At 63.3% G+C, this 21,953-nt stretch carries 12 protein-coding genes; 7 read left to right on the top strand and 5 right to left on the bottom strand.

Annotated features, from left to right (window positions below; genetic code table 11):
- The first annotated feature begins 111 nt into the window (after positions 1 to 111).
- A complete protein-coding gene (locus tag ACYOEI_RS21170; RefSeq protein WP_462851557.1) occupies positions 112 to 1,779 on the top strand; it encodes a hypothetical protein in 1,668 nt (555 codons plus the stop codon).
- A gap of 34 nt (positions 1,780 to 1,813) precedes the next feature.
- Here ACYOEI_RS21170 and ACYOEI_RS21165 read toward each other — a convergent pair whose 3' ends face one another.
- The 5 genes from ACYOEI_RS21165 to ACYOEI_RS21145 form a co-directional block, all read right to left on the bottom strand.
- Positions 1,814 to 4,693 carry an ABC transporter permease gene (locus tag ACYOEI_RS21165; protein WP_462851556.1) on the bottom strand — a complete coding sequence of 960 codons (2,880 nt, stop codon included), beginning with the start codon at positions 4,691 to 4,693 and terminating at the stop codon, positions 1,814 to 1,816.
- Positions 4,694 to 4,776: 83 nt separating this feature from the next.
- Positions 4,777 to 5,733 carry an ABC transporter ATP-binding protein gene (locus tag ACYOEI_RS21160; protein WP_462851555.1) on the bottom strand — a complete coding sequence of 319 codons (957 nt, stop codon included), beginning with the start codon at positions 5,731 to 5,733 and terminating at the stop codon, positions 4,777 to 4,779.
- On the bottom strand, positions 5,730 to 6,146 hold the full coding sequence (locus ACYOEI_RS21155; RefSeq protein ID WP_462851554.1) for a GntR family transcriptional regulator: 417 nt from the start codon (positions 6,144 to 6,146) through the stop codon (positions 5,730 to 5,732). Before ACYOEI_RS21155 ends, ACYOEI_RS21160 begins: the two co-directional genes overlap by 4 nt.
- Before the next feature lie 238 nt (positions 6,147 to 6,384).
- Positions 6,385 to 7,218 carry a sulfotransferase family protein gene (locus tag ACYOEI_RS21150; RefSeq protein WP_462851553.1) on the bottom strand — a complete coding sequence of 278 codons (834 nt, stop codon included), beginning with the start codon at positions 7,216 to 7,218 and terminating at the stop codon, positions 6,385 to 6,387.
- A gap of 272 nt (positions 7,219 to 7,490) precedes the next feature.
- Complete coding sequence (locus tag ACYOEI_RS21145) at positions 7,491 to 9,566, bottom strand: carboxy terminal-processing peptidase (protein ID WP_462851552.1); 2,076 nt, start codon at positions 9,564 to 9,566, stop codon at positions 7,491 to 7,493.
- 543 nt (positions 9,567 to 10,109) lie between these two features.
- Here ACYOEI_RS21145 and treZ point away from each other — a divergent pair.
- The 6 genes from treZ (at position 10,110) to ACYOEI_RS21115 (ending at position 21,893) form a co-directional block, all read left to right on the top strand.
- Positions 10,110 to 11,939: a malto-oligosyltrehalose trehalohydrolase gene (gene treZ / locus ACYOEI_RS21140; protein ID WP_462851551.1), complete on the top strand. Its 1,830-nt coding sequence runs from the start codon at positions 10,110 to 10,112 to the stop codon at positions 11,937 to 11,939.
- 263 nt (positions 11,940 to 12,202) lie between these two features.
- Positions 12,203 to 14,851 (top strand): malto-oligosyltrehalose synthase, encoded by a 2,649-nt coding sequence (treY, locus tag ACYOEI_RS21135; RefSeq protein WP_462851550.1) that lies wholly within the window; start codon positions 12,203 to 12,205, stop codon positions 14,849 to 14,851.
- 99 nt (positions 14,852 to 14,950) lie between these two features.
- Complete coding sequence (gene treS, locus ACYOEI_RS21130; RefSeq protein ID WP_462851549.1) at positions 14,951 to 18,301, top strand: maltose alpha-D-glucosyltransferase; 3,351 nt, start codon at positions 14,951 to 14,953, stop codon at positions 18,299 to 18,301.
- Between the two features lie 199 nt (positions 18,302 to 18,500).
- On the top strand, positions 18,501 to 20,483 hold the full coding sequence (locus ACYOEI_RS21125) for an alpha-1,4-glucan--maltose-1-phosphate maltosyltransferase (protein ID WP_462851548.1): 1,983 nt from the start codon (positions 18,501 to 18,503) through the stop codon (positions 20,481 to 20,483).
- Positions 20,484 to 20,777: 294 nt separating this feature from the next.
- Positions 20,778 to 21,455, top strand: coding sequence for a 7-cyano-7-deazaguanine synthase (locus tag ACYOEI_RS21120; protein ID WP_462851547.1), 678 nt, complete (start codon positions 20,778 to 20,780; stop codon positions 21,453 to 21,455).
- Positions 21,456 to 21,491: 36 nt separating this feature from the next.
- Positions 21,492 to 21,893 (top strand): 6-pyruvoyl trahydropterin synthase family protein, encoded by a 402-nt coding sequence (locus ACYOEI_RS21115; protein ID WP_462851546.1) that lies wholly within the window; start codon positions 21,492 to 21,494, stop codon positions 21,891 to 21,893.
- Positions 21,894 to 21,953 lie beyond the last annotated feature (60 nt).

The following is a 21,953-nucleotide window of genomic DNA, read 5'->3' as shown; positions in this document are numbered from 1 at the left end:
TCTGTTCTTGCACCGGGAGGGCGAAACCCCCCGCGTCGAGCTTCCCTTGGCACTCTCGGCCGCTTCTGCTCTAATCCGCCGCGATTCGACCCCTTCGCAACGGAGTGCGCGATGGCGGCAGCATCGGAGAACGCGCGGACCTGGGCATGGTTTCGAGGTCTCCTCGTCGGCCTCGTGGTCTGCCGAGGACTCGTCACGCTTTGTCTCGTGCCCCCGTTCGAAGGCTGGGACGAGTATCAGCACGTCGGCTACATCGTCCATATCCTCGAGACCGGCCAGCCCGCGATCCTGGGCGAAACCAAGGTCCCGCGGTCCCTGCTCGAGCACGCCATTGCGTTCCCGGAGCCGAAGGATGTTGCCGACCTCCAGCTCGGTTCCCTCGGCTTCGTCAGTTATGCCGACTACTGGAAGGCCGGGCCGGCGCCCCGGTTGAAACCGGGCGAGATCGACCTGTACCAGGCCCAGCACTCGTCGTGGTACTACTGGCTCGTCTCACCCCTCTTTGCGGCGTTGGGAGGTGTGGAAAACTTGCGAGCGTCGGTCGGCGGCCTCAGGCTGCTGAACCTGGCATTCATCGCGGGTGCGGTCTGGGTGGCCCTCGGCACAATCTCTCAACTCGTGACGCGGAGGCGTGACGCCGCGCTGATCGGGATCGTGATCGCCGCCCATCCGCTCTTCCTGATCAATGGGTTGAGGGTCTCCAACGACGCCCTCGGGGTCTTCCTGGCGACCCTCGCCGTCTCGGGCTGTCTGACGCTCCGCGACGATCGACTCATGCTCCGGTGCCTCGGGATCGGCCTCGCGACGGGGGCCGCGGTCCTGGCGAAGGCGGTCCACTTCGGGCTCGTCCCGTTCGTCGCATTCTGTTGGCTTGCCTTCGCTGTCAGGTATCGGCCTCGTCCCGGTCGTGCGGCCCTGGCGGCACTTACCTTGTCGGCCGGATTCTTGCTCGTGACCCAGGCGGAGCTGCGCTCGAACCTCGATCGCTTCGGCAGCCTGACTCCGATGCAGGAAGGGGTGGTGAATCGCTCGAAGGGGAAGACCGCGTCCGACCTCATGCGCACCGCCCGAACGTTCGACTGGAGCGGCCAGACGCGCCGACTTTGGTTGCGAGAGACCTTCTACGCGGGAGGCTGGAGCCATCTCGGGACGGCAGGAGGCTTCATCAAGGTTTACTCGACCGTATCGCTGATCGCGATCCTGGGTTATGCGTGGTGGCTCGTCTCTCCGAAAGCCCGACGTGAACCGGTCTATGCGTCGTCCTTCACGCCGTTGGCGTGCGCGGTGCTGTGTCTGAGCGTGACCGCGGCGCTGGGTTACCACATGGTCCAGTCGAAGCTGGCGTGGGGGCGGCCGACGACGGGCCCCTGGTACGCGAGTGCGGCGATCCCCTGGTTCCTGGCGATCGTCGGCGGAGGGGCCCTGGCCTGGCCATTGGGTTATCTTCGGGTCATCGTCCCGGCCATTTTGACGGTGACCTGCCTGGCGGCCGAATTTTCGGCACTCTGGGGCCGCATGGTCCCCACGTTCTCCGGCGGGGCCACCGGCTGGGAAGCCCTCCGGCGCCTCGGGTCCCTCCAACCGTTCTTCCTCGCGACGCCGACGCTGTTCCTGGCCCTGATTGGCCAGGCCCTGGTTTTTGCCCTGCTCGTCGTAATCGGTTTCACGCGCCTACGCGGGGCGGGCCACTCATCATTGCCGCCCAACACGCCTCTCACCTCAAAACGAATCGCTCGCCGAGGGGCCGTCAGTCCCGGGCGAGCGATCGAGTCGCGGTGAGGAGACTCTCCGTTCGCCTTGCCGTTCGTTGATTTCAAAGCGGGCTCGCCGGATCCGGGCCGCGGCCCGCCTTGCTGAGGTGATGGAGGGCCGTATTGTCGTCGAAGTAGAGCTTCAACTTCGACGTCTGGTCGATGCCCGTGCGGTAGAGCAAGGCATCTCCGGGAGAGATCTCTTCTCGCGTGCCCTCCGTAATCAGCGGAGAAGCCTCCCCGGAGTTGAGCTGAGCGGCGAGTTCCTCGCCGACCAAAAGATAAAGGAACGGCCGGCCCGTGAAAGGATCCAACGGGATCCCGGCAAGGACCGATGGGACCAACTCCTCGAGCGCTGTCGGAAACGTCCCATTGTGCTCGAGCTGCCAGACCCTGAGGGCGAGGCTCAACTCCAACTCCCGGGCGCGTGAGGCTAAGTACTGATAGTTGCGATACGGCCCGAAAAAGTTGGGGGCAATCATCCTCGCCAGCATTGAGGTACTGAGAAGCTGAGTTTCTGGGATGCTGACCCCTTGATAGGAGCCCGGCGAACCCCTGCCCTCATACATGACCGCCGAACGCAATCCGAATCGTGCGTCGAGGAGCCGGCCATCGCTAACCTGACCGCGGGCCTCCGGGGCGATTTGCCGTAACACGCGTTTGGCGCGTTCGCGTTCCCAAGGGGTATAGAGGACGAGGTTTTCCAGGACTTGCATCCACGGGACTTGATCCTTGCGGGATCCCTGGTGAAAGCGGTCGATGAGCTCTTCCGTCGGCAGATTTAGGTCCTGCTCGAGGAGGTAGAGATCCACGGTCAGCGCCAACTCCGGCGAACGCATCAGGGGCAAGCGCTGGAGATCCGTCAGGGCCGTGCGGAGGTGGGCGGCAGTCTGACCCGGCTCGGCCACCCAGGAGAATGCTCCATCGATCGCGATGGTTTCGATGTTGTCCGCGACGAGCCAATGCCAGATGGTGGCCGGAGGCCTGCTGAGCTGGTCGGCCATGTGGAAGAGGACTCGATTCGCATCCCAGGCCGCCGCGAACTCTTTCTTGGGAAGCCGCTGATCGCGATCGAGGGCCACCAGGTGGGCCAAAGTCATCATCTTCGCGACCACGGGATCACCATCCCCGCTGATGCTTTCGCGTGAGAAGCTCGCTTCGGGCATGGCCGCGGCCGTGCGGACTAACTCCAACGCCTCTTGATTCTCGCGCCACCACGGGATCCCCAGGTTCTCTCGCTGCTGCAAGAGTCCGTCGGACCTCGCTTCGAATGAGGCACTCTGCCGACCGCCGGCCCTCCACCTCTGCGGCTCGTTCCGCGGTCGGTTGGCATCGAACTCGGCGGCCGGGATCACGGGGCCGGGGTTGGGGATGTCGTAGGATCGGAAGACGAGCTTGTCGATGGCCTGGCCGTAAACCTTGGCGGCATTCTGGCCATCCGGGATTTTCAAAGGCTCAACCTGGGCGAGGTTGTATGCGGGCCCGATATCGGGGATGTCGTAGGCCCGAAACGCGACGTACAGGCCTCCCTGCAGGACAACGGGCACGGTCAGGAGGAGGGTCAGACGGATCGATCGGCCGAGTCCTGGGCGGTCGAACATCCATTCTCCGACCCAGACGAAGCTCATCAGCAGGGCGAGGGCTGGGGTCAGAATCAAGCCCCATTCCGGGATCATATTCGCCCGGACGAGGCCAACCTGCGGCATCATGATCAGGAAGAGCAAGAGTAGCGAGACGACGCCCGCGGTAATCCCGCGTCGGATCAGCATGCCGCAGAGTTGGGCGATCGCGAATGCCTCGAAGAAGGCCAGGATCGCCATCAGAGTACTCTCAACCGAGTGTGCCCACGCCACATTCAGGAACCAAAGGCTCAGGCCACCCAGGATGACCGTGGCGAGTAATCCCACTGTCCAGACGAAGACCTTCACGGTCCAGAGTAGCCTCGGCCTGACCCCGTGATGGACGTAAAAACGGAAGGTGCGTTCGGGAGACTCGCCCCCGAAGACCGAGACCCCGGCGACGACTCCAAGGACCACGCCGAAGGGGAGCGCGATCGTCATTCGGTCGTACCACTGGATCACGTGGGAGAGGACGAACTCGGAAAGGAGTAGTGCGAACCCATAGATCAAAAGCAAGGTCCAACGCGCTTCCCGTATCGTCTTCCAGACCAGGCTCCGGATCGCCCGCGATTGGAGGTCGAGGACCTGGATTCTCGCGGTCGACGACAGGTAGCGAGTCATCCGGCTCCCTCGGCTCCGTTGCGCACCGACCGAGGTCTCCACGAGGGTCGGTACCCTGGGAGCCCTGGGCCGTTTTGGTCGATGTCTGGAGACGATTTGATATCGTGAAACAACCATGGCGGCGGCCGCCAGGGCGAGTCTCCAGGGGGCGGTCTGGGCGAGAAGCACGTCGTCGATGAGCCCCGGCTCCCCGGTGATCAGCATGGCGACCACGCCGACCGTGGCCATGCCGAGGACGGCCGCGATCAGGGCATTGCCCGCGAACGACGAGAAGAAAAGCGACCAGGCGAGCGTCTCGAGTATGAGCGACCCGAAGCCGGCGATGATTCGCCCCAGGGGGTAGATCGTCTCATCCCGTTGTTGAGTGCCGAGTGCCGCGGTCGCGAGCAAGACCAACGCCAGTGCCAGTGACGACAAGACGCCGAACGTCACCTTGCCGAGCCAGAGCGTCCGGCGTTCGACGGTGAGCGTGTCCAGGAGGGCGAGTGTGCCGGTCTCTCGCTCCCCGGCGAACGCCGTCGCGCCGACCGCACATGCAAAGAGGCTCGCCCACCCGAGGGCGATCGGCGTGAGGATCCCGGCGTGGAACAGAGGAGTGCCGCTGCGGAGTAACGCCCACTGCATCAACAATGCCATCAGGCCGACCGCCACCATGAGCGGCGCGAATACCCGGAACTCCTTCCACCAGAGTCTCGACAACATCGCCATCTCTCCCCTTTCGGATCGATCGGGACGCTTCCCATCCGGTCTAATTCCCAACTCACCACCGATGATCGCCATCGCCGTCAGGCCACGTGCGCGATCTTCGGCGTGAAGCCCGCGGGACGCCGCCTCCGCATATAGCCAATGTAGATGTCTTCGAGACTCGGTGAGACGATCTGCACGTCCGTCACGCCTGGGAAGGCGCGGAACGGCTCGAGGGCCAGGGGAGAATCCGCGTGCACGAGCCAACGCGCCTGCCGAGGGGTGTCGTCGACGTCGATCAACTCGATCGACGTGGCCGGCGCGAGGGTCGTGGGGTGTTCTCGGCCGGTGAACGCGAAGGAAATCAGGAAGGTGCGGGCCTTCAACTCGTCGAGGGGTTCCGCGAGGATCAACTTCCCTTGATGGAGCAGCGCCACGTGGCTGGCCACCCGCTCGACTTCGCCGATCTGGTGGCTCGAGAGGAGGACCGTCCTGCCCACGCCCGCGAGGTCGACCATGCTCTCGAGGAAGTCGCGCCGGACCAGGACATCGAGGCCGGACGTCGGCTCGTCCAGGATCAGGAGCTCCGGCTCCGAGGCCATCGCCAGCGCCAGCGAGACCTTGGCGCGCATGCCCTTGGAGAGCTCGCGGATCTTCCGCTTGGGGACCAGGCCGAAGCCTTCGCAGAGGGTGCGGTAGCGCGTCTCATAGCCGGGGACCCCTCCCGGGCTCCGGGAGTGGAACCCCGCGGCGAACCATCCGATCTCCGTGACCGTCATCCACTCGTAGAGGGTCGGCCGCTCCGGGACGTAGCCCACCCTGCGGCGGACTTCGAGGCCGAAGTGGCCGGGTTCCAGCCCCAAGGTTTCGACCCGACCCTCGTCGGGCAGGATCAGTCCCAGAAGCGACTGGATCGTCGTGGTCTTGCCGGCCCCATTCTCGCCGAGCAGCCCGAATACGGAGCCGACCGGCACCTCGAGGGTCATTCGGTCGACGGCGACGTGCCCCTTGTATCGTTTCGTCATTTCCGAGATCTTGACCGCCAACGCCGGACTCATGCGGATTCCCCCTCGGCCCCATGACCCGAAGACTTCCCGTTCGTCCTGACCCACTCCTCACGGAGGATCACCTCGATCTCCGACGGGTCCAGGTCGCTTCGCCTGGCCTCGTCGATCGCCGTCCGGAGCCGCTGCCGGACGAGTTCTCTCCGCTCGGCCTGGCAACGCCTCGGGGCGTCCTCCGTCACCTGGAGCCCCGTCCCTCGCATCGGTTCCAAAAGCTGTCTCGCCTGCAACTCGCGATAGGCCCGAGCCACCGTGTTCGGGTTCACCACGAGCTGCCGCGATAGTTCTCTCACAGACGGCACCATTTCGCCCGGCCGAAGCATCCCGGACGCCACTGCATACGTCACTTGGTCCGCGATCTGGGCGTAAATCGGCCGATCATCCGTCGTGTTGAGACGAAAGAGCATGATTGGCCCTCGAGTACTGTATGGCTACGCTAATACAGTATTCAATGACAAACGTGGGAGGTCAAGAGGTCGCGGGAGTATTTTTCGGGGAGGGGGCCGAGAGGAAATGAAGAGAGGACTTGAGAAACGCGGACGTGGTGCCGCGTATCGCTCTGCGAGATATCAGATCCGGTGGGGGATGCTCAAACTACCGCGGTGCTCGCGATTCCCCGAGCGGGGCATCGTCTACCAAAGCCCATTAAAACTCGTCCCGATATCCGAATCGCTCCATGAATTCGAGGACAACCTGGCTCTCCCGGATGCGGTCGAGGTGTTCGGCGGAGAGCGTCGCTCGCCAGGATGTGATACGCCTGGGTTCGAAGTCTTGCTTCATCCCCGTGGCGTAATCCACGGCGGTGGACCAGAGGAACCGTTCCGGAAACGCCCTGCGGAACGACATCAGGAATCGTTGGGAAGGTCGTAAGCCGAGGTGTTGATAGACCAATGCCATCGTCTCCGACGGGCTGGCGACGAGGTCCTCATAGCGAACGATCAGGATGTTCGGGGAGTCGAGATGCGGCTTCCATGCGAGATAGTTCTGGATGAGGCTCTCCCAGCGGATAGCCTTCTCCTCGACCGAGGAGTCATCCTGGCCCTCGATACTCGAGAAGATCGCGCGAGGGTCGCGGACCGAATACAGGAGGGGGTAACTCTCGGAGAGGTGGCGGATGAGCGCCGGGCTCCGGAAGAGGTCCGGGCTCTTGTCGCCGAGCATGACGACGTTTTCTTTGCCGTAGAGGTCGGACAATCTCGGGAGCACGGCCGAGTACCAGCCCTTGAAGCTCGAGAGGTCGTCCTGCTTTCGGAGGTTGAGGAAGCCGATCGCCTCGTCGAGCGTCAGGCCGTGGGCCATCATCCGCCAGTAATGGTACTGGACGTCATATTCCGGGAAGAGTGCGCGATTGACCTCGGATTCGCAGAGGCAAATGCAATCGGGATGATCGTCGAGACATCGCGACAGCAAAGACGAGCCCGTCCGCAACGGTCCAATGATGAAGAAGCGGCCCGGCGTGGAAGTGGCAGGATTGGCCATTTGGGGGCACTCTCGGGCGATAGTCGAGGATGTTGGAAGTGGCCCACGGGGTTCATCTCGTTGCCAACAAACGTCGGCTTGCCTCAAGGTTATCATAAGGCAGAAATTACGGTCGCGACGGCAGCGCGAGTCCACAGTGCCGTCGTGGATCGCGATGCGCATAAAAAGAGAGAGGCGAGGACCAGGCCTCGCCTCTCTCCATCGTCGGACGAATTCGTGTCGAGCTCGGCTTCGATCCCGTCACGGGATCTCGTCGCCGCGTTCGAGCGACCTTAGCGATCGCTGGCGATGCGTCCCGAGGCGTTGGCCAGGACTTTCGACCCGAGGGTCAGGTAGTCCGTGACGATCTTGACGATCTCGTCGTTGTAGAAGCTCGGCTCCCAGGCCGGGTGGTCGGCATGCTTCTTACGAGGAGTGGCCTTATTATCCTTCGCCTTGGGCTTGTCTTCATCCTTGACGATGTCCTCGTCGGGGATGAACTCGCTGCGGAATTTGGCCTCGTTGAGCGAGATCGAGTGTCGCGCCTTGCGCTCGGCGAACTTGTTGATACGCTCTTCCTGCTTCTGGAACTTGGGGTTGGCCTTGCGACGGTCGAGCGAGCGGGTGGCCAGTTCCTGGACCAGGTCCGGGGTCACGCGGTTGAGCTTCGCGTGCGGCAGCTCGGTGACCTGATCGAACTTCATCGCGTTGTCCATCTTCCCTTCGCCGAGGTCGAGCTGGTCGCGGATCGAGGGGATGTGGATGTCGGGCGGTACGCCTTTGACCTGGGTGCTCTCGCCGTTGACGCGGTAGAACTGCTGGATGGTCAACTTCAAGGCGCCGAGTTTCGGGATGTCTTCGCCGCGACGGAGCTGGTCGTTAATCGGCACGATGCTCTGGACGGTTCCTTTGCCGAATGTGCTCGAGTCGCCGATGATGAGCCCGCGGCCGTAGTCCTTGATCACGCCGGCGAAGATCTCGCTGGCGCTGGCGCTCAGGTGGTCGATGAGGACGACGAACGGTCCCGTCCAGGCGGCGCCTTCGTCGTTGTCGTCGATGTGCTTGACGCCCGAGTTGTCCTTCACCTGGACGACGGGACCGCGGTCGATGAACAGGCCGGAGAGGGTCCGGGCTTCTTCGAGCAGCCCGCCGCCGTTCCCTCGCAGGTCGAGCATCACGGCGTTGACGCCTTGCGTCTTGAAGTCGTTGATCAGCTTGCGGCAGTCCTCGGTCGCGCTCACGGCCTCGGGGTCCTGGTTGAGGACCGCGGCGGTGTCACCGTAGAAGGCCGGCAGCGAGATCACTCCGATCTTGATGAGCTTCCCGTCATCAGCCTTGGCGTCGATCACCTGGCCTTTGGCGTGCTGGTCCTTCAACTCGATCTTCTGCCGGACGAGCTCGTAGATCTTGCGGTCCTTGGTCCCCGCGGGCTGGACGATCAGGCGGACCTTGGTGCCGCGAGGCCCTCGGATATAGCGGACGACGTCGCTGAGCTTCTTCTCGACGAGGTCGATCTCGGTGCCGTCTTCCTTCGAGATCCCCACGATCTTGTCTTCGGCCTGGAGACGGCCGTCCTTGTCGGCCGCCATGCCGGGGACGATCTCCTTGACCACGGCGTACCCGTCCTCGGACTGCAGGGACGCGCCGATGCCTTCGAGCGACAGGTGGAGGGTCTGGCCGACCATGTCCTCGAGGGTCTTCTCGCTCATGTAGCTCGAGTGGGGGTCGAACGTCCGCGTGAGGCTGGTCAGGTAGAATTCCAGAAGCTCAGACATGTCCCACTGATGATAGAACCGGTTCCGGTCCTTGTAGCGAATCTTGAGGCGATCGACGGCGTCTTTGTCGTCGACCTTGTCGACCTTGAGTTGGAGGAGGTCGAGCTTGATCCGCTTCCGCCAACGGTCGTTGGCCTCGTCCGCGTTCGCCGGGTAGTCGATCAATTCGGGGTCGTCGACGATCGACTCGTCGAGGGTGAAGTCGGGCTTCTCGCCGAGCGCCGCCATTGCGGTCTTGAGTCGTTCGTCGGATCGCTTCAAGAAGCGGGCGAAGACGACGCGAGCGAACTCGAGGTTGCCCTCTTTGATCTTGTCGTCGAGGGTCGTGGCCTGGGCCATGAACTCATCGACGTCCGGCTTTTCGAAGTAGTATTTGAGGGGATCGAGATCCTTGAGGAAATTCTTGCACCACTTCTTGGCGATCTCGTCATCGATCTTGGGCTTGGCCATGTGGCCGAGCTCGAGGAGATTGACGACGACTCGCGCGGTGTCCTCATCCAGGGCCTTAGGGCTCGGGGATTGCGCACCGACGACCGCCGCGATCAGTGCCATGATCGCGATCGGCGCAAGAGGACGGAATGCGAGTCGAGGCATGTGATTGGATCCCATGGAGATAGGATTTGGTCGTCGGGCGGGACTCGAGAGCCCACCTGGGCATGATAACCATCGGTCGATCGATCAACAAGGCCGACCGCGAGGCCGATCCTCACGCATCCGAGACGCCTCACCTGGCGGATTTGGCGCGTCCTAAGCCGATCCGACGTGAGAAATTGACCCTTTCAGGAAACCCGCTTGTCGAAATCAGCGGCAGTCGGGAGAAGCTCGGCCACACCGATCGTTCTCTCTGCTGTAATCACTAGGCCGCCCACGTTCTTCCGAAACGGATCCCCAATCCGTCTTACGTCCCGACGACGAACTCAGTTCGACGAGCCCTCGAACATTCTTCGAAGAAGTTTCCGGTGGGCTGGCCCTTAGGAGATGACCATCCATAGGCTTACGAAGCCCTTCGCCGGGACGTGACCCAACGAATGTCGACAACGTCGGCGCAGGACTTGCCTGAATGAGCGGTGGATCCTGCTATCAGCAATCGGCTCGGGTCGTGTCATCGTAACTCTTCCCCAAAATAGGGTTGGCCCCGTGATCGACGATCCGGAACTGCCCAAGGTCGGACTCGCAACACAGGAGGGCTCCGACGCGACATGGTGCGTCTGGGCTCCGAAGGCGGAATGTGTCGAGCTTGTGCTCGAGGCCGGGGGCGATGCCCGGTCTTTCACGATGGTTCGGGACCAACGGGGCTACCATCAAAGCGTGACGCGGAAACCGGCTTTGGGCCAACGTTATGGCTTCCGCCTCGACGGAGGCCCCCCCCTGCCCGACCCTTGCTCGCGTTGGCAACCCGAAGGGATCAACGCGCTTTCCGCCGTCTTCGACCCGACGACGTTTTGCTGGGATGATGACGAGTGGATCGGCATCGACCGAGCCGACCTCGTCTTCTATGAGTTGCACGTCGGAACTTTTACCGAGGAAGGGACCTTTGACGCCGTCATTCCGAGGATTAACGCACTCCGCGCCCTGGGAATCACGGCGATCGAGCTGATGCCGGTCGGACAATTCGCCGGGACCCGGAGTTGGGGGTATGACGGGGTCCACCCGTTCGCCCCCCAGAATCGTTACGGGGGACCTCACGGCCTGAAGCGGCTGGTGGAGGCCTGCCACCGGCGCGGGATGGCGATCTTCCTCGACGTGGTCTACAACCATTTCGGGCCCGAAGGGAACGTCTTCCCGATCTTCGGCGACTACCTGACGGAGAAATACAAGACCGACTGGGGTCCTGCGCTCAATTTCGACGGCCGGGGTTGCGACGCGGTCCGGGCGATGGTCCTCGATAACGTCCGGCAGTGGATCCGCGACTATCGGTTCGACGGGCTCCGCATCGACGCCGCCGACCAGATCGTCGACCGAAGTCCCCGGCACATCCTCTCCGAAATCGTCGAGGTCGCTCACGAATCGGCCGCACGCCTCGGACGACAGGCGCATGTGTTCGCGGAGACCGACCTGAACGACGCCCCTCGCTTCCTCGAGCCCGTTCACCGCGGGGGCTTTGGGCTCGACGGCCAATGGAACGACGACTTCCACCACGCCGCCAAGGTCGCCCTGACGGGAGAAACCCGCGGTTATTACCTCGATTTCTCGCCCGGGCCCGTCGCGCTCTGCAAGTCGATCGAACGCGTCTTCGTGAACGACGGGGGCTATAGTGCCTACCGTGGCCGTCGCCACGGAGCACCCGTAGGTGAGCTTCCTGGCGACCGCTTCGTGGCGTTCGTCCAAAATCATGACCAGGTCGGGAACGGCCGAGGATCCGAGCGAAACGCGACGCGTCTACCGAGGCCTGCGGTCCGGCTCGCCGCCGGCATCCTTTTACTCTCCCCTCGCTTGCCCTTGCTCTTCATGGGCGAGGAATATGGAGAGACTCGGCCCTTTCCTTTCTTCTGCGACTACAGCGATCCGGAGTTGATCAAGGCGGTTCGCGACGGGCGCAAGGCTGAGTTCTCGGCCTTCTTCCACGACGCCGAGGTCCCCGACCCCGTCGCCCCTTCCACCCGAGATTCGGCGATCTTAGGTTGGAATTGGGATTCCCCGGAGCGCGCGGGATTGCGGCGACTCTATGGCGAGCTCCTCTCCCTCCGGCGAACCCTGGCAGGCCTTCGCGAGAACTCACGGGCAGTCGCACGCCTGCTCGGGGAGAATCTGATGGAGATGCGTCGGGGGAAAGGAGCGTCCGAGCTCTCGATAATCTTCAACCTCGCGAATGCCGAGTCTTTGCTTCCGATCTCTACTGGCGAGACCCGAGTGTGTTTCCGATCCGAGGCGGAGCGTTTCGGGGGAACGTTCCCGGATGAGACCGGATGGACGGGGTACTTGTTGCCGTTCGAATTCGCGATCTTCGAGAGGATAGGACTCGACTGAAAGCCTACCCATACCCCCACGAATGCCCGCTCAACCCAGAAGTCCCTGTCCTGGGAATTGCCCCGGAATAGGCTTGCTTTGGCATCAACTTTGCTCGACCAAGTGACCGATCGCACCGGGAACTGGACCTTGCCCGAGGGCGCTGGGATGATCCGGTCAACTCGGCAGACGTTCCTGAGGCGACGATCGCTGGCTGCCCTCGGGGGTTGGCCTCGCGAGGTCCTCGACGACTGACATTGTCACATGCTGGATTCTCACGGCTCATGCAAGTTCCGCTGGCAACATACCGCGTGCAGATGCACGCCGGCTTCGGCTTCGACGCCGCGGCGGCGGTCGCCGATTATCTCCACGAGCTTGGAATCTCCCACCTTTATGCCTCCCCCTACCTCCAGGCGGGCAAGGGGAGCACGCACGGGTATGACGTCCTCAATCACCGGAAGGTGAGCGACGAGCTTGGCGGTGAGGAGGCCCATGATCGCCTCTGCAGGACGCTGGGCGACAACGACCTCGGGCAGATCCTCGACATCGTCCCGAACCACATGAGCATCGCGAGCCGGGACAATGTGTGGTGGTGGGATGTGCTCGAAAACGGGCCTTCGAGTCGCTATGCCGGGTACTTCGACGTCGACTGGGACTCGCCCGAGGCGAAGCTTCACAACATGGTGTTACTGCCCGTGCTCGGTGACCACTACGGCCGAGTGGTCGAGGCGGGGGAGATTCAGATCCAGCGAGTGGGTGGGAGTTTCACGTTCCACTACTTCGACAACGTCATGCCCATCGCCCCGCGGTCGCTCAACGACCTGCTCCAGCGGGCGGCGAGGCGGTGCGACTCTCCAGATCTGGCGTTCGCGGCCGACGCGTTCGGGAACCTGCCCATCTCGACGGCGATCGATTGGGCCAGCGTGACACGTCGGCACCGCGACAAAGAAGTCCTCCGGAAGCAGCTCGAACGTCTTTGTGCGGAGGAACCCCGAGTCGCGGCCGCGATCGACCAGGTCGTCGAGGAGATCAATGCGTCGTCGACGGAGATCGACCTCCTGCTCGATCGGCAGAATTACCGGCTCGCCTACTGGAGGACCGCCGGCCAGGAGCTCGACTATCGGCGATTCTTCGACATCAACACGCTCGTCAGCATCCGAATGGAAGACGAGCGGGTCTTCAACGACACGCACGTCATGGTCTTGAAGTGGGTCCGCGAAGGCGTGCTCGACGGCCTCAGGGTCGACCACCCCGACGGCCTCCGCGACCCCGTCCAGTATTTCCAGCGGCTCCGACAGGCCGCCCCCGAGGGTTGGATCGTCGTCGAGAAGATCCTCGAGCCCGGCGAGTCGCTCCCCGAGGACTGGCCCGTCGACGGGACGACCGGGTACGACTTCCTGAATCGGCTCGGCGGACTCTGGATCGACGGCACGAATGAAGCGTCGATCAACGATATCTATACGCGTTTCACGGGGATGTCGACCGACTACCTGGCGATGGTCCACGACAAGAAGTATCTCGTCCTCAAGCAGCTCTTCGCCAGCGACGTTAGCCGACTCACCTCTCTCCTAATTCAGATTTGCGAACGCCAGAAACGATATCGCGACTACACCAGACGCGAGCTCAACGCCCTGCTCCGCGAGGTCATCGCGTGCTTCCCCGTCTATCGGACGTATGTTTGCGAGGAAACGGGCCAGGTGACCGCGCGGGATACTCGATACGTCTTCGAGGCCATCGAGGCGGTCAAGGAGCGTCGGGCCGACATCGACGTCGACCTGCTCGACTTCCTCCGCGACCTGCTATTACTCCGCGTCCGAGGGCCGCTCGAATCGGAACTGGTGATGCGGTTCCAGCAGAACACCGGCCCCGTGATGGCGAAAGGGGTCGAAGACACCGTCTTCTACAACTACAACCGGATGACTGCCTTGAACGAGGTGGGCGGGGATCCCGGTCGCTACGGGCTCTCGGTCGAAGCGTTCCATTCCGAATGCACCGAGACGCAAAGGCTCTGGCCGCGGTCGATGCTTGCCACAACCACCCACGACACGAAACGGAGTGAGGATGTCCGGGCGCGGATCGCGCTCCTCTCGGAAATCCCCGAAGCCTGGGCCGAGGCGATCGAACGTTGGGCGTCGCGGAACGGACGGCATAAGACGGCCGGAGCCCCCGACCGCAACACCGAATACCTGCTCTACCAGACCCTCGTCGGCGCCTGGCCGATCGACGTCCCTCGGCTAACCGAATATATGTTGAAAGCCGTGCGCGAGGCCAAGGCCGAGACCTCCTGGAACGACCCCGTGCCGGAGTACGAGGACGCCCTCAAGGACTTCGTCGCGGCGCTCCTCGGCGACGCTGGGTTCGTCGCCGACCTCGAGCGGTTTGTCGTTGGGTTGGTCGAGCCGGGGCGCGTGAACTCGCTGGCCCAGGTCTTGATCAAACTGACTGCGCCGGGGGTCCCGGACATCTACCAGGGGAACGAACTCTGGGATCTCAGCCTCGTCGACCCCGACAATCGCCGCCCGGTTGACTACGGGATTCGGCGCGAGCTCCTCGCGAGCTTGAAGTCGGCGACGGCCGAGCAGATCATGGCCCGATCCGACGAAGGGCTGCCGAAGCTTTGGGTGACGAAGCAGGCCTTGGCGTTCCGCAGGCGACAGCCCGAGTTGTTCGGGGCGGAGGGGGCGTATACGCCGGTCTTGCCGGACGGGCCGGCCCGGGAGCATGTCGTCGCCTTCCTGCGAGGCAACGGGTCCTTGACGGTCGTGCCCCGGTTGTCTCACAAATTGGCCGGGCGCTGGGAGGACACGTCCTTGCCGATCCCGGTCGGCCGTTGGCGGAACGAATTGACCGGAGACGAGATTGAAGGGGGACCGACCCCGTTGCGAGCGATCTTCTCCCGTTTCCCGGTGGCCCTTCTCTCAAAGCAGGGCTGAGACCTGTGTCTCCGGTGAGGATCCTACACCTCGAGACCGATCGGACCTGCGAGATTCGCACGACGAGACATTGAAGGCGGCGTGCTTGAGGAAACCTCGATGATCGAATCCGACCCGCTTTGGTATAAAGATGCCATTATTTATGAGCTGCACGTCAGGGCGTTTTTCGACAGCAACGACGACGGGATCGGAGACTTTCCCGGGCTGATCCAGAAGCTCGACTACCTCCAAGGGCTGGGGGTGACCTGCCTCTGGCTTCTTCCGTTCTACCCTTCGCCGCTCCGAGACGACGGATACGACATCGCGGATTATTACGGCGTCCACCCCGGGTATGGCACGCCCAAAGACTTTCGCCTGTTCGTCCGCGAGGCCCATCAGCGCGGGATGCGCGTGATCACCGAGCTGGTCATCAACCACACCTCCGACCAACACCCTTGGTTCCAGGAGGCGAGGGTTGCTCCTCCCGGCTCGGCGAAGCGGGATTTCTACGTCTGGAGCGACACCCCGGAGAAATACGCCGGGACCCGGATCATCTTCACCGACACCGAGAAGTCGAACTGGACCTGGGACCCGGTCGCGGGGGCTTATTACTGGCACCGGTTCTTCCACCACCAGCCGGACCTGAATTTCGACAACCCTCAGGTCCTCAAGGCGGTCTTCAAGGTCATGCGGTTCTGGCTCGACATGGGGGTCGACGGGCTCCGACTCGACGCCATCCCCTACCTGATCGAGCGCGAGGGGACGAACTGCGAGAACCTGCCGGAGAGCCACGAGATCCTCAAGCAGTTCCGCCGCGAGCTCGACGCACGATACAAGGATCGGATGCTCCTGGCGGAAGCGAACCAGTGGCCGGCCGACGTGCTTCCCTACTTCGGGGACGGCGACGAGTGCCACATGTCGTTCCACTTCCCGCTGATGCCCCGAATCTTCATGGCCCTCCGTCAGGAGGACCGGCACCCGATCGTGGAGGTGCTCCGCCAGACCCCCGACATCCCGCCCGACTGCCAGTGGGCCATCTTCCTCCGGAACCACGACGAGCTCACCCTCGAGATGGTGACCGACGAAGAGCGGGACTACATGTACCGCGAGTATGCCGCCGACCCCCGGATGCGGCTGAACCTCGGCATCCGCCGCCGGCTCGCGCCGCTCATGAACAACGGTCGGCGGAGCATCGAGCTGATGAACAGCCTCTTGCTCTCGATGCCCGGGACGCCGGTCATGTATTACGGCGACGAGCTCGGCATGGGGGATAACATCTACCTCGGCGACCGCAACGGGGTCCGCACCCCGATGCAGTGGACGAGCGACCGCAACGCGGGCTTCTCGCGTGCCGACTTCGCCAGGCTCTACGCCCCCCCCATCGTCGACTCGCTCTACGGCTATCAGAGCATCAACGTCGAGGCCCAGGAGCGCGACGGGTCGTCGCTCCTCAACTTCACGAAGCGTCTGATCGCGCTCCGCAAGCGATTCAAGGCCTTCGGCCGGGGCACGATCGAGTTCTTGCACCCGCGCAACCGCAAGATTTTGAGTTACATTCGTCAATATGAAAATGAGACGATCCTGATCGTCGCGAACGTCTCTCGGTTCGTCCAGCCGGTTGAGCTCGACCTCTCCCAGTTCCAGGGCTATGTCCCGAAGGAGCTCTTCGGCGGGGTCGCCTTCCCGAAGATCGGCGAGCTGCCCTACTTCCTCAGCGTCGGGCCGTATTCATTCATCTGGTTCCAGCTCGAGCTCGATCCCCACGCCGAGCTGGGCCTGGGCGGCGCGCCGAGGCCGGGCAAGGAGCCCGCGCTCGCCCCGCCAACCGAAGCGTTGCCGAAGCTCAAGCTCGGCGGCGGTTGGGACACCCTGATGGAAGGCAAGTCGCGGGCCGTGCTCGAGCGCGTCGTCCTGCCGAAGTATCTGCTTCGACAACGCTGGTTCGGGGCCAAGTCCAGGACACTCGAAACGGTCAGCATCCGAGATTGGGTCCCCTTCGTGGAGGGGCCGTCGCCCGTCTATCTCCTGTTCGTCAGGGCCTATTACAGCGACGGGCAATCCGATAAATACACGTTGCCATTGGGACTCGCGGCGGGCCTCGAGGCCGAGTCGATCGTCCTCCACCAGACCCCATCGCTCATCGCGTACGTCGAGGGCTCCGACGATTCGGGTGTCCTCTACGACGCGATCGTGAACGACCAGTTCTGCGCCCTCCTGCTCCGCTCGATCGACGAATCTCGCGAGTGGAAGACGCGCTCGGGTCGAATCCTCGGCCATCCGACGTCGGTCTATCCCTCGCTGCGCGGGGACGACGACCCGACGAAACAGATCGGTCGCGGCTCGGCCGAGCAGAGCAATTCGACGCTCTTCTACGATCGGCGGCTCCTGCTCAAGCTTTTCCGGAGGCTCGACTCGGGGCAGAATCCGGACGTGGAGATCGGGCGATACCTGACCGAGAAGGCGGAATTCCCTCGCGTGCCGAAGATGGCCGGTGCCCTCGAATATCAGCGGCCGCGCACCGAGCCGATCACGCTCGCACTCCTCCAGGAACTCGTCCCGAACCAGGGCCAGGGCTGGCAATGGATCCAGGACGTCCTGAGGCGATTCTACGAGCACGGCGGCTCCGAGTTGCATCGCCTCGACCGAATCCAGCTCGATGGCCGTTCGTTGCTCGAATTGAGCGAGGTCGAGACGCCTCCCGACGTCTTCGAGGTCGTCGGCCCGGCCCTCCACTGGCTGGGCATCCTCGGTCAGAGGACCGGTGAGCTCCACCTTGCCTTGTCCGCAGGCGCCTCAGGCGACGCCGAGTTCACGCCCGAGCCATTGACGTCCGGCGAGCTCGAGGGCCTGACCCGACACCTCCGAGAGCAGTCCAGGAAAGTCCTCGCGACCCTGGACGTGAAACGCGAAGCGCTTTCGAACTCGGCCCAAACGCTCGCGGCCCGAGTCCTGGCCGAGGCGCCGAGTTTGGTCTCGCGACTCGGCACGCCCGCCAAGGATCCTGAAGGCCTGGTCAAGATCCGATGCCACGGCGACTACCATCTCGGCCAGGTCCTCTGGCAGGAGAACGACTTCTTCATCCTCGACTTCGAGGGGGAACCCGGCAAGACGATCGCGCAGCGCCGGGCGAAGCAGTCGCCCCTTAAGGATTTGGCCGGGATGCTCCGGTCATTCGACTACGCCGCGTACAGCGTCCTGTTGAAACTCTCCAGCACCCAGCCCGAGGAATTCGACCGCCTCGAGCCCTGGGCGAAGATCTGGAAGTCGTGGACCTCCGCCGCCTTTTTGCGTGAGTATCGACGGGCGGTGGCCGGATCCTCGCTCTTGCCGAGCGACCCTAAGACCTTCGAAAATCTTCTCGACTTTTTCATGCTCGATAAGACCCTCTTCGAGCTCCAATACGAGCTGAACTACCGCCCGGATTGGGTGCTGATCCCCATGCTGGGGGTCTTGCATCTGAGCCGGGCCTAAACCGAAACGAACCGATTCGGCACGGGACTCCTCGGTTCCGGCCGAGTCTTAAACCTGGCTGCTTACCTTTTGTCGACGGGACCTGGGCACGCCTCACCTCTCTCGACAGAATGGGAGACCCGACGACGAGGGGTCGTCGCGGGGACCGGGCGGCAGCACCCCGGTCACAGGCAGGACGTTCCCACCGAGAGGAAACCTCATGGCGTCGGAAGGGCGGATGCAGCGCGTGGCCGGCAATGATCGGGCCCCCTCGCGGGTGATCATCGAAGGGGTCGAGCCTGAGATCGACGAGGGGCGGTTCTCGATCAAGCGGACCGTGGGCGAAGAAGTCGTCGTCTTCGCGGACATCTTCGCCGAAGGCCACGACGTCATCGTCGCCCTGCTGAAGCACCGAGACGTGGGGGCCTCGAACTGGGATGAGGTCGCGATGTCCTCCCTCGGGAATGACCGTTGGACGGGACGTTTCACGGCCCTCGCTCAAGGCCGGCATGAATACACGATCGAGGCGTGGATCGATGCCTTCGCCTCCTGGCGTTACGAGCTGACCAAGAAGTTCGAAGCGGCCCAGGACCTGACGAGCGAGCTGCTCGAAGGGTCCGAAATCGTCCGGCATGCCAGCGAGCGGGCCTCGGGCGAGGACGCCGACCGTCTACGAGCCTTCGCTCAACAACTCAAGAACAAGGACGATCAGCCGAAGCGGGTCCAGGCCGGGCTCGACCCCGCACTCGCCGAGCTCATGGCGAAGCATACCGATCGTTCACGAGGCCAGAACTACGGCCGATCGCTCGGAGTCATGGTCGAGCGTGAGCGGGCTCGCTATGGCGCCTGGTACGAGATGTTCCCCAGGTCGTCCGCACCCGAGGCCGGAAGGCACGGGACGTTCAAGGATACCGAGGCTCGGCTCTCCTACGTCGCGGGGATGGGATTCGACGTGCTCTACCTCCCGCCGATCCACCCGATCGGCCGGAGTTTCCGGAAGGGGCCGAACAACACGCTGACCCCGGGGCCCGGAGACCCCGGAAGTCCCTGGGCCATCGGTGCCAAGGAAGGGGGACACAAGTCGGTCCTGCCCGACCTCGGCACGCTCGAGGACTTCGACCGACTCGTGGCCAAGGCCCGCTCGCTCGGGATCGAGATCGCGCTGGATATCGCGTTCCAGTGCTCGCCCGACCACCCGTACGTCCGCGAGCACCCCCAGTGGTTCCGCCACCGACCGGACGGCACGATCAAGTATGCCGAGAATCCTCCCAAAAAATATCAAGATATCTACCCGATCGATTTCGAGTGCGACGACTGGGAAGCCCTCTGGGACGAGCTGCGCGACGTCTTCCTGTTCTGGATCGGCCGGGGCGTGAGCATTTTCCGCGTCGACAACCCGCACACGAAGCCGTTCCGATTCTGGGATTGGGTGATCCGCGAAGTCTGGGATCGGCATCCGGACGCGATCTTCCTGTCGGAGGCATTCACCCGCCCCAAGATGATGCGCCAGCTCGCCAAGGCGGGCTACTCGCAGTCCTACAGCTATTTCACGTGGCGGACCGCCAAGCACGAGATCATCGAGTATTTCACCGAGCTGACCCAGACCGAGTCGGCGGAGTACATGCGGCCGAACCTCTTCGCCAACACGCCGGACATCCTCCACGCGTCGTTGCAATATGGTGGCCGGCCTGCCTTCCAGGCCCGGTTCGTCCTCGCGGCGACGCTCGGCGCGACCTATGGGATCTACGGACCCCCCTTCGAGCAGTGCGTCGGGGAGGCGCTCCGGCCGGGCTCCGAGGAGTACATGGACTCGGAGAAGTACCAGGTCCGGACGTGGGATCTCGATCGTCCCGGGAATCTTCGAGACTTCATCTCTCGGGTCAATTGTGCCCGACGCGCGAACCCTGCCCTCCATTTCGACCGCAACTTGCGGTTCCACCACGTCGATAATGACCAGCTCCTGGTCTACTCCAAGTCGACCCCCGACCGATCGAACCTCATCGTCGTGGTCGTGAATCTCGACCCCTACCATACCCAGTCGGGCTGGGTCCAACTCCCGACCTACGACCTCGGCCTCGGCGGCTCGTACGAGCTCCACGACATCCTGGACGACGCCAAGTATCGATGGAACGGCGAGTGGAACTTCGTGCGACTCGACCCGGCCGTCTGCCCGGCCCACGTCTTCCGCGTCACGAAGCTCTGATCGCAGCAGAGACGGGAAGTCTCCGGACGCTTGTTCGGTCGACTCGGCTGGAGATTCACCACAAAGGCACGAAGGTCTCCGAGGAGACGCCCGCAAGGATGATCATTCTCTCAGCATGCTCCCTTTGAGATTTGGTGCCTTTGTGGTGGAGAGCCCTCTGGGTCGAGAGCCCATCAAATGGGTTGCTGCTCGAGGTGGGTAATCCTAGAATGACCAAAATCTTCGCCTCGGGCCCGCAACAACGGTGGTCGCACGCAGCGCCCGGCGATCCCGCGCTTTTTCGGTCAGCTCTCAATGGACGACGATTCAAAGGGCCGTGATGTGGCCGTCCTGGTCAGCGGCGGGGTGGACAGTGCGATCCTGTCTGTCGATCTCCTTCGCCATTTCCCTCGCGTCTTTCCGATCTACGTCCGGTTCGGACTGCGCTGGGAGGACGTCGAACTCGCCAGCCTTCGACGTTTCCTGGACTCGGCCGCGCGCGAAGGGCTAGCATCCCTGACCGTGCTCGACGAGCCCGTCGCGGACGTTTACGGTTCGCACTGGAGCGTCTCGGGGCCGGCCGTCCCCGGGGAGGAGACCCCGGACGAGGCCGTTTATCTTCCCGGCAGGAATCTCCTGCTCGTGTCCAAGGTCGCCGTCTGGTGTCGGCTCCGGGGCATCGAACGACTCGCGCTCGGTTGCCTCGAGGCGAACCCCTTTCCCGACAGCACGCCGGAGTTCTATTCGGCCCTGGAGGCCGTGGTCAACCGGGCGATGGAAGGTCGCTTGCGATTACTCCGACCCTTCGATCGGCTCAGCAAGTCGCAGGTCCTTCAAAGAGGGACCGGCCTACCGCTCGAACATACGTTTTCGTGCCTCAGCCCGATCTCCGGCCGGCATTGCGGGGCCTGCAATAAGTGTGCGGAGCGCCGCAAGGGCTTCCGCGAGGCGGGCATCACCGACCCGACGCCTTATGCCGCGGTCTCGTCCTGAAACGCCTCGGTCATTTCCTGGAGCGAGACCCCGATCATGTATCGTGTGACCCGCGAAATCCTCTTCTGCTACGGCCACCGCCTGCTCAACTACGACGGAAAGTGCAAGCACCTGCATGGCCACAACGGGCGGGCCATCATCGTCCTCGAAGGGGCGACCCTCGATGAGCGAGGGATGCTCGTCGATTTCGGGGACATCAAGCAGAAGGTCCAGCAGTGGATCGACGACCACCTCGACCACAATATGCTGCTCTGCCGCGAAGACCCGATCCTGCCGATCCTGCAGGCCCAGGGCGAACGGGTCTTCATCATGAACGAAAACCCGACGGCCGAGAATATCGCCCGACTGATCCACGACAGGGCCGTCGAGGCCGGACTCCCCGTCGTCGAGGTGACTCTCTGGGAGACCGAGAAATGCTACGCCTCGTACATGACCTGAGGTCGAGCCCATCAACACCACGGACCCCGACGTCCTTGGATGACGCGGGGTCCGCGGTAT

The sequence above is a fragment of the Singulisphaera rosea genome (assembly GCF_054877945.1).
The sequence above is the reverse complement of the archived record's forward strand: the minus strand, read 5'-3'. Positions and strand labels throughout refer to the sequence as shown.

Coding starts and splice junctions, on each gene's coding strand:
- ACYOEI_RS21170 (WP_462851557.1), top strand. CDS start 112: ATGGCGGCAGCATCGGAGAACGCGCGGACCTGGGCATGGTTTCGAGGT.
- ACYOEI_RS21165 (WP_462851556.1), bottom strand. CDS start 4,693: ATGTTGTCGAGACTCTGGTGGAAGGAGTTCCGGGTATTCGCGCCGCTC.
- ACYOEI_RS21160 (WP_462851555.1), bottom strand. CDS start 5,733: ATGAGTCCGGCGTTGGCGGTCAAGATCTCGGAAATGACGAAACGATAC.
- ACYOEI_RS21155 (WP_462851554.1), bottom strand. CDS start 6,146: ATGCTCTTTCGTCTCAACACGACGGATGATCGGCCGATTTACGCCCAG.
- ACYOEI_RS21150 (WP_462851553.1), bottom strand. CDS start 7,218: ATGGCCAATCCTGCCACTTCCACGCCGGGCCGCTTCTTCATCATTGGA.
- ACYOEI_RS21145 (WP_462851552.1), bottom strand. CDS start 9,566: ATGCCTCGACTCGCATTCCGTCCTCTTGCGCCGATCGCGATCATGGCA.
- treY (WP_462851550.1), top strand. CDS start 12,203: ATGCAAGTTCCGCTGGCAACATACCGCGTGCAGATGCACGCCGGCTTC.
- treS (WP_462851549.1), top strand. CDS start 14,951: ATGATCGAATCCGACCCGCTTTGGTATAAAGATGCCATTATTTATGAG.
- ACYOEI_RS21125 (WP_462851548.1), top strand. CDS start 18,501: ATGGCGTCGGAAGGGCGGATGCAGCGCGTGGCCGGCAATGATCGGGCC.
- ACYOEI_RS21120 (WP_462851547.1), top strand. CDS start 20,778: ATGGACGACGATTCAAAGGGCCGTGATGTGGCCGTCCTGGTCAGCGGC.
- ACYOEI_RS21115 (WP_462851546.1), top strand. CDS start 21,492: ATGTATCGTGTGACCCGCGAAATCCTCTTCTGCTACGGCCACCGCCTG.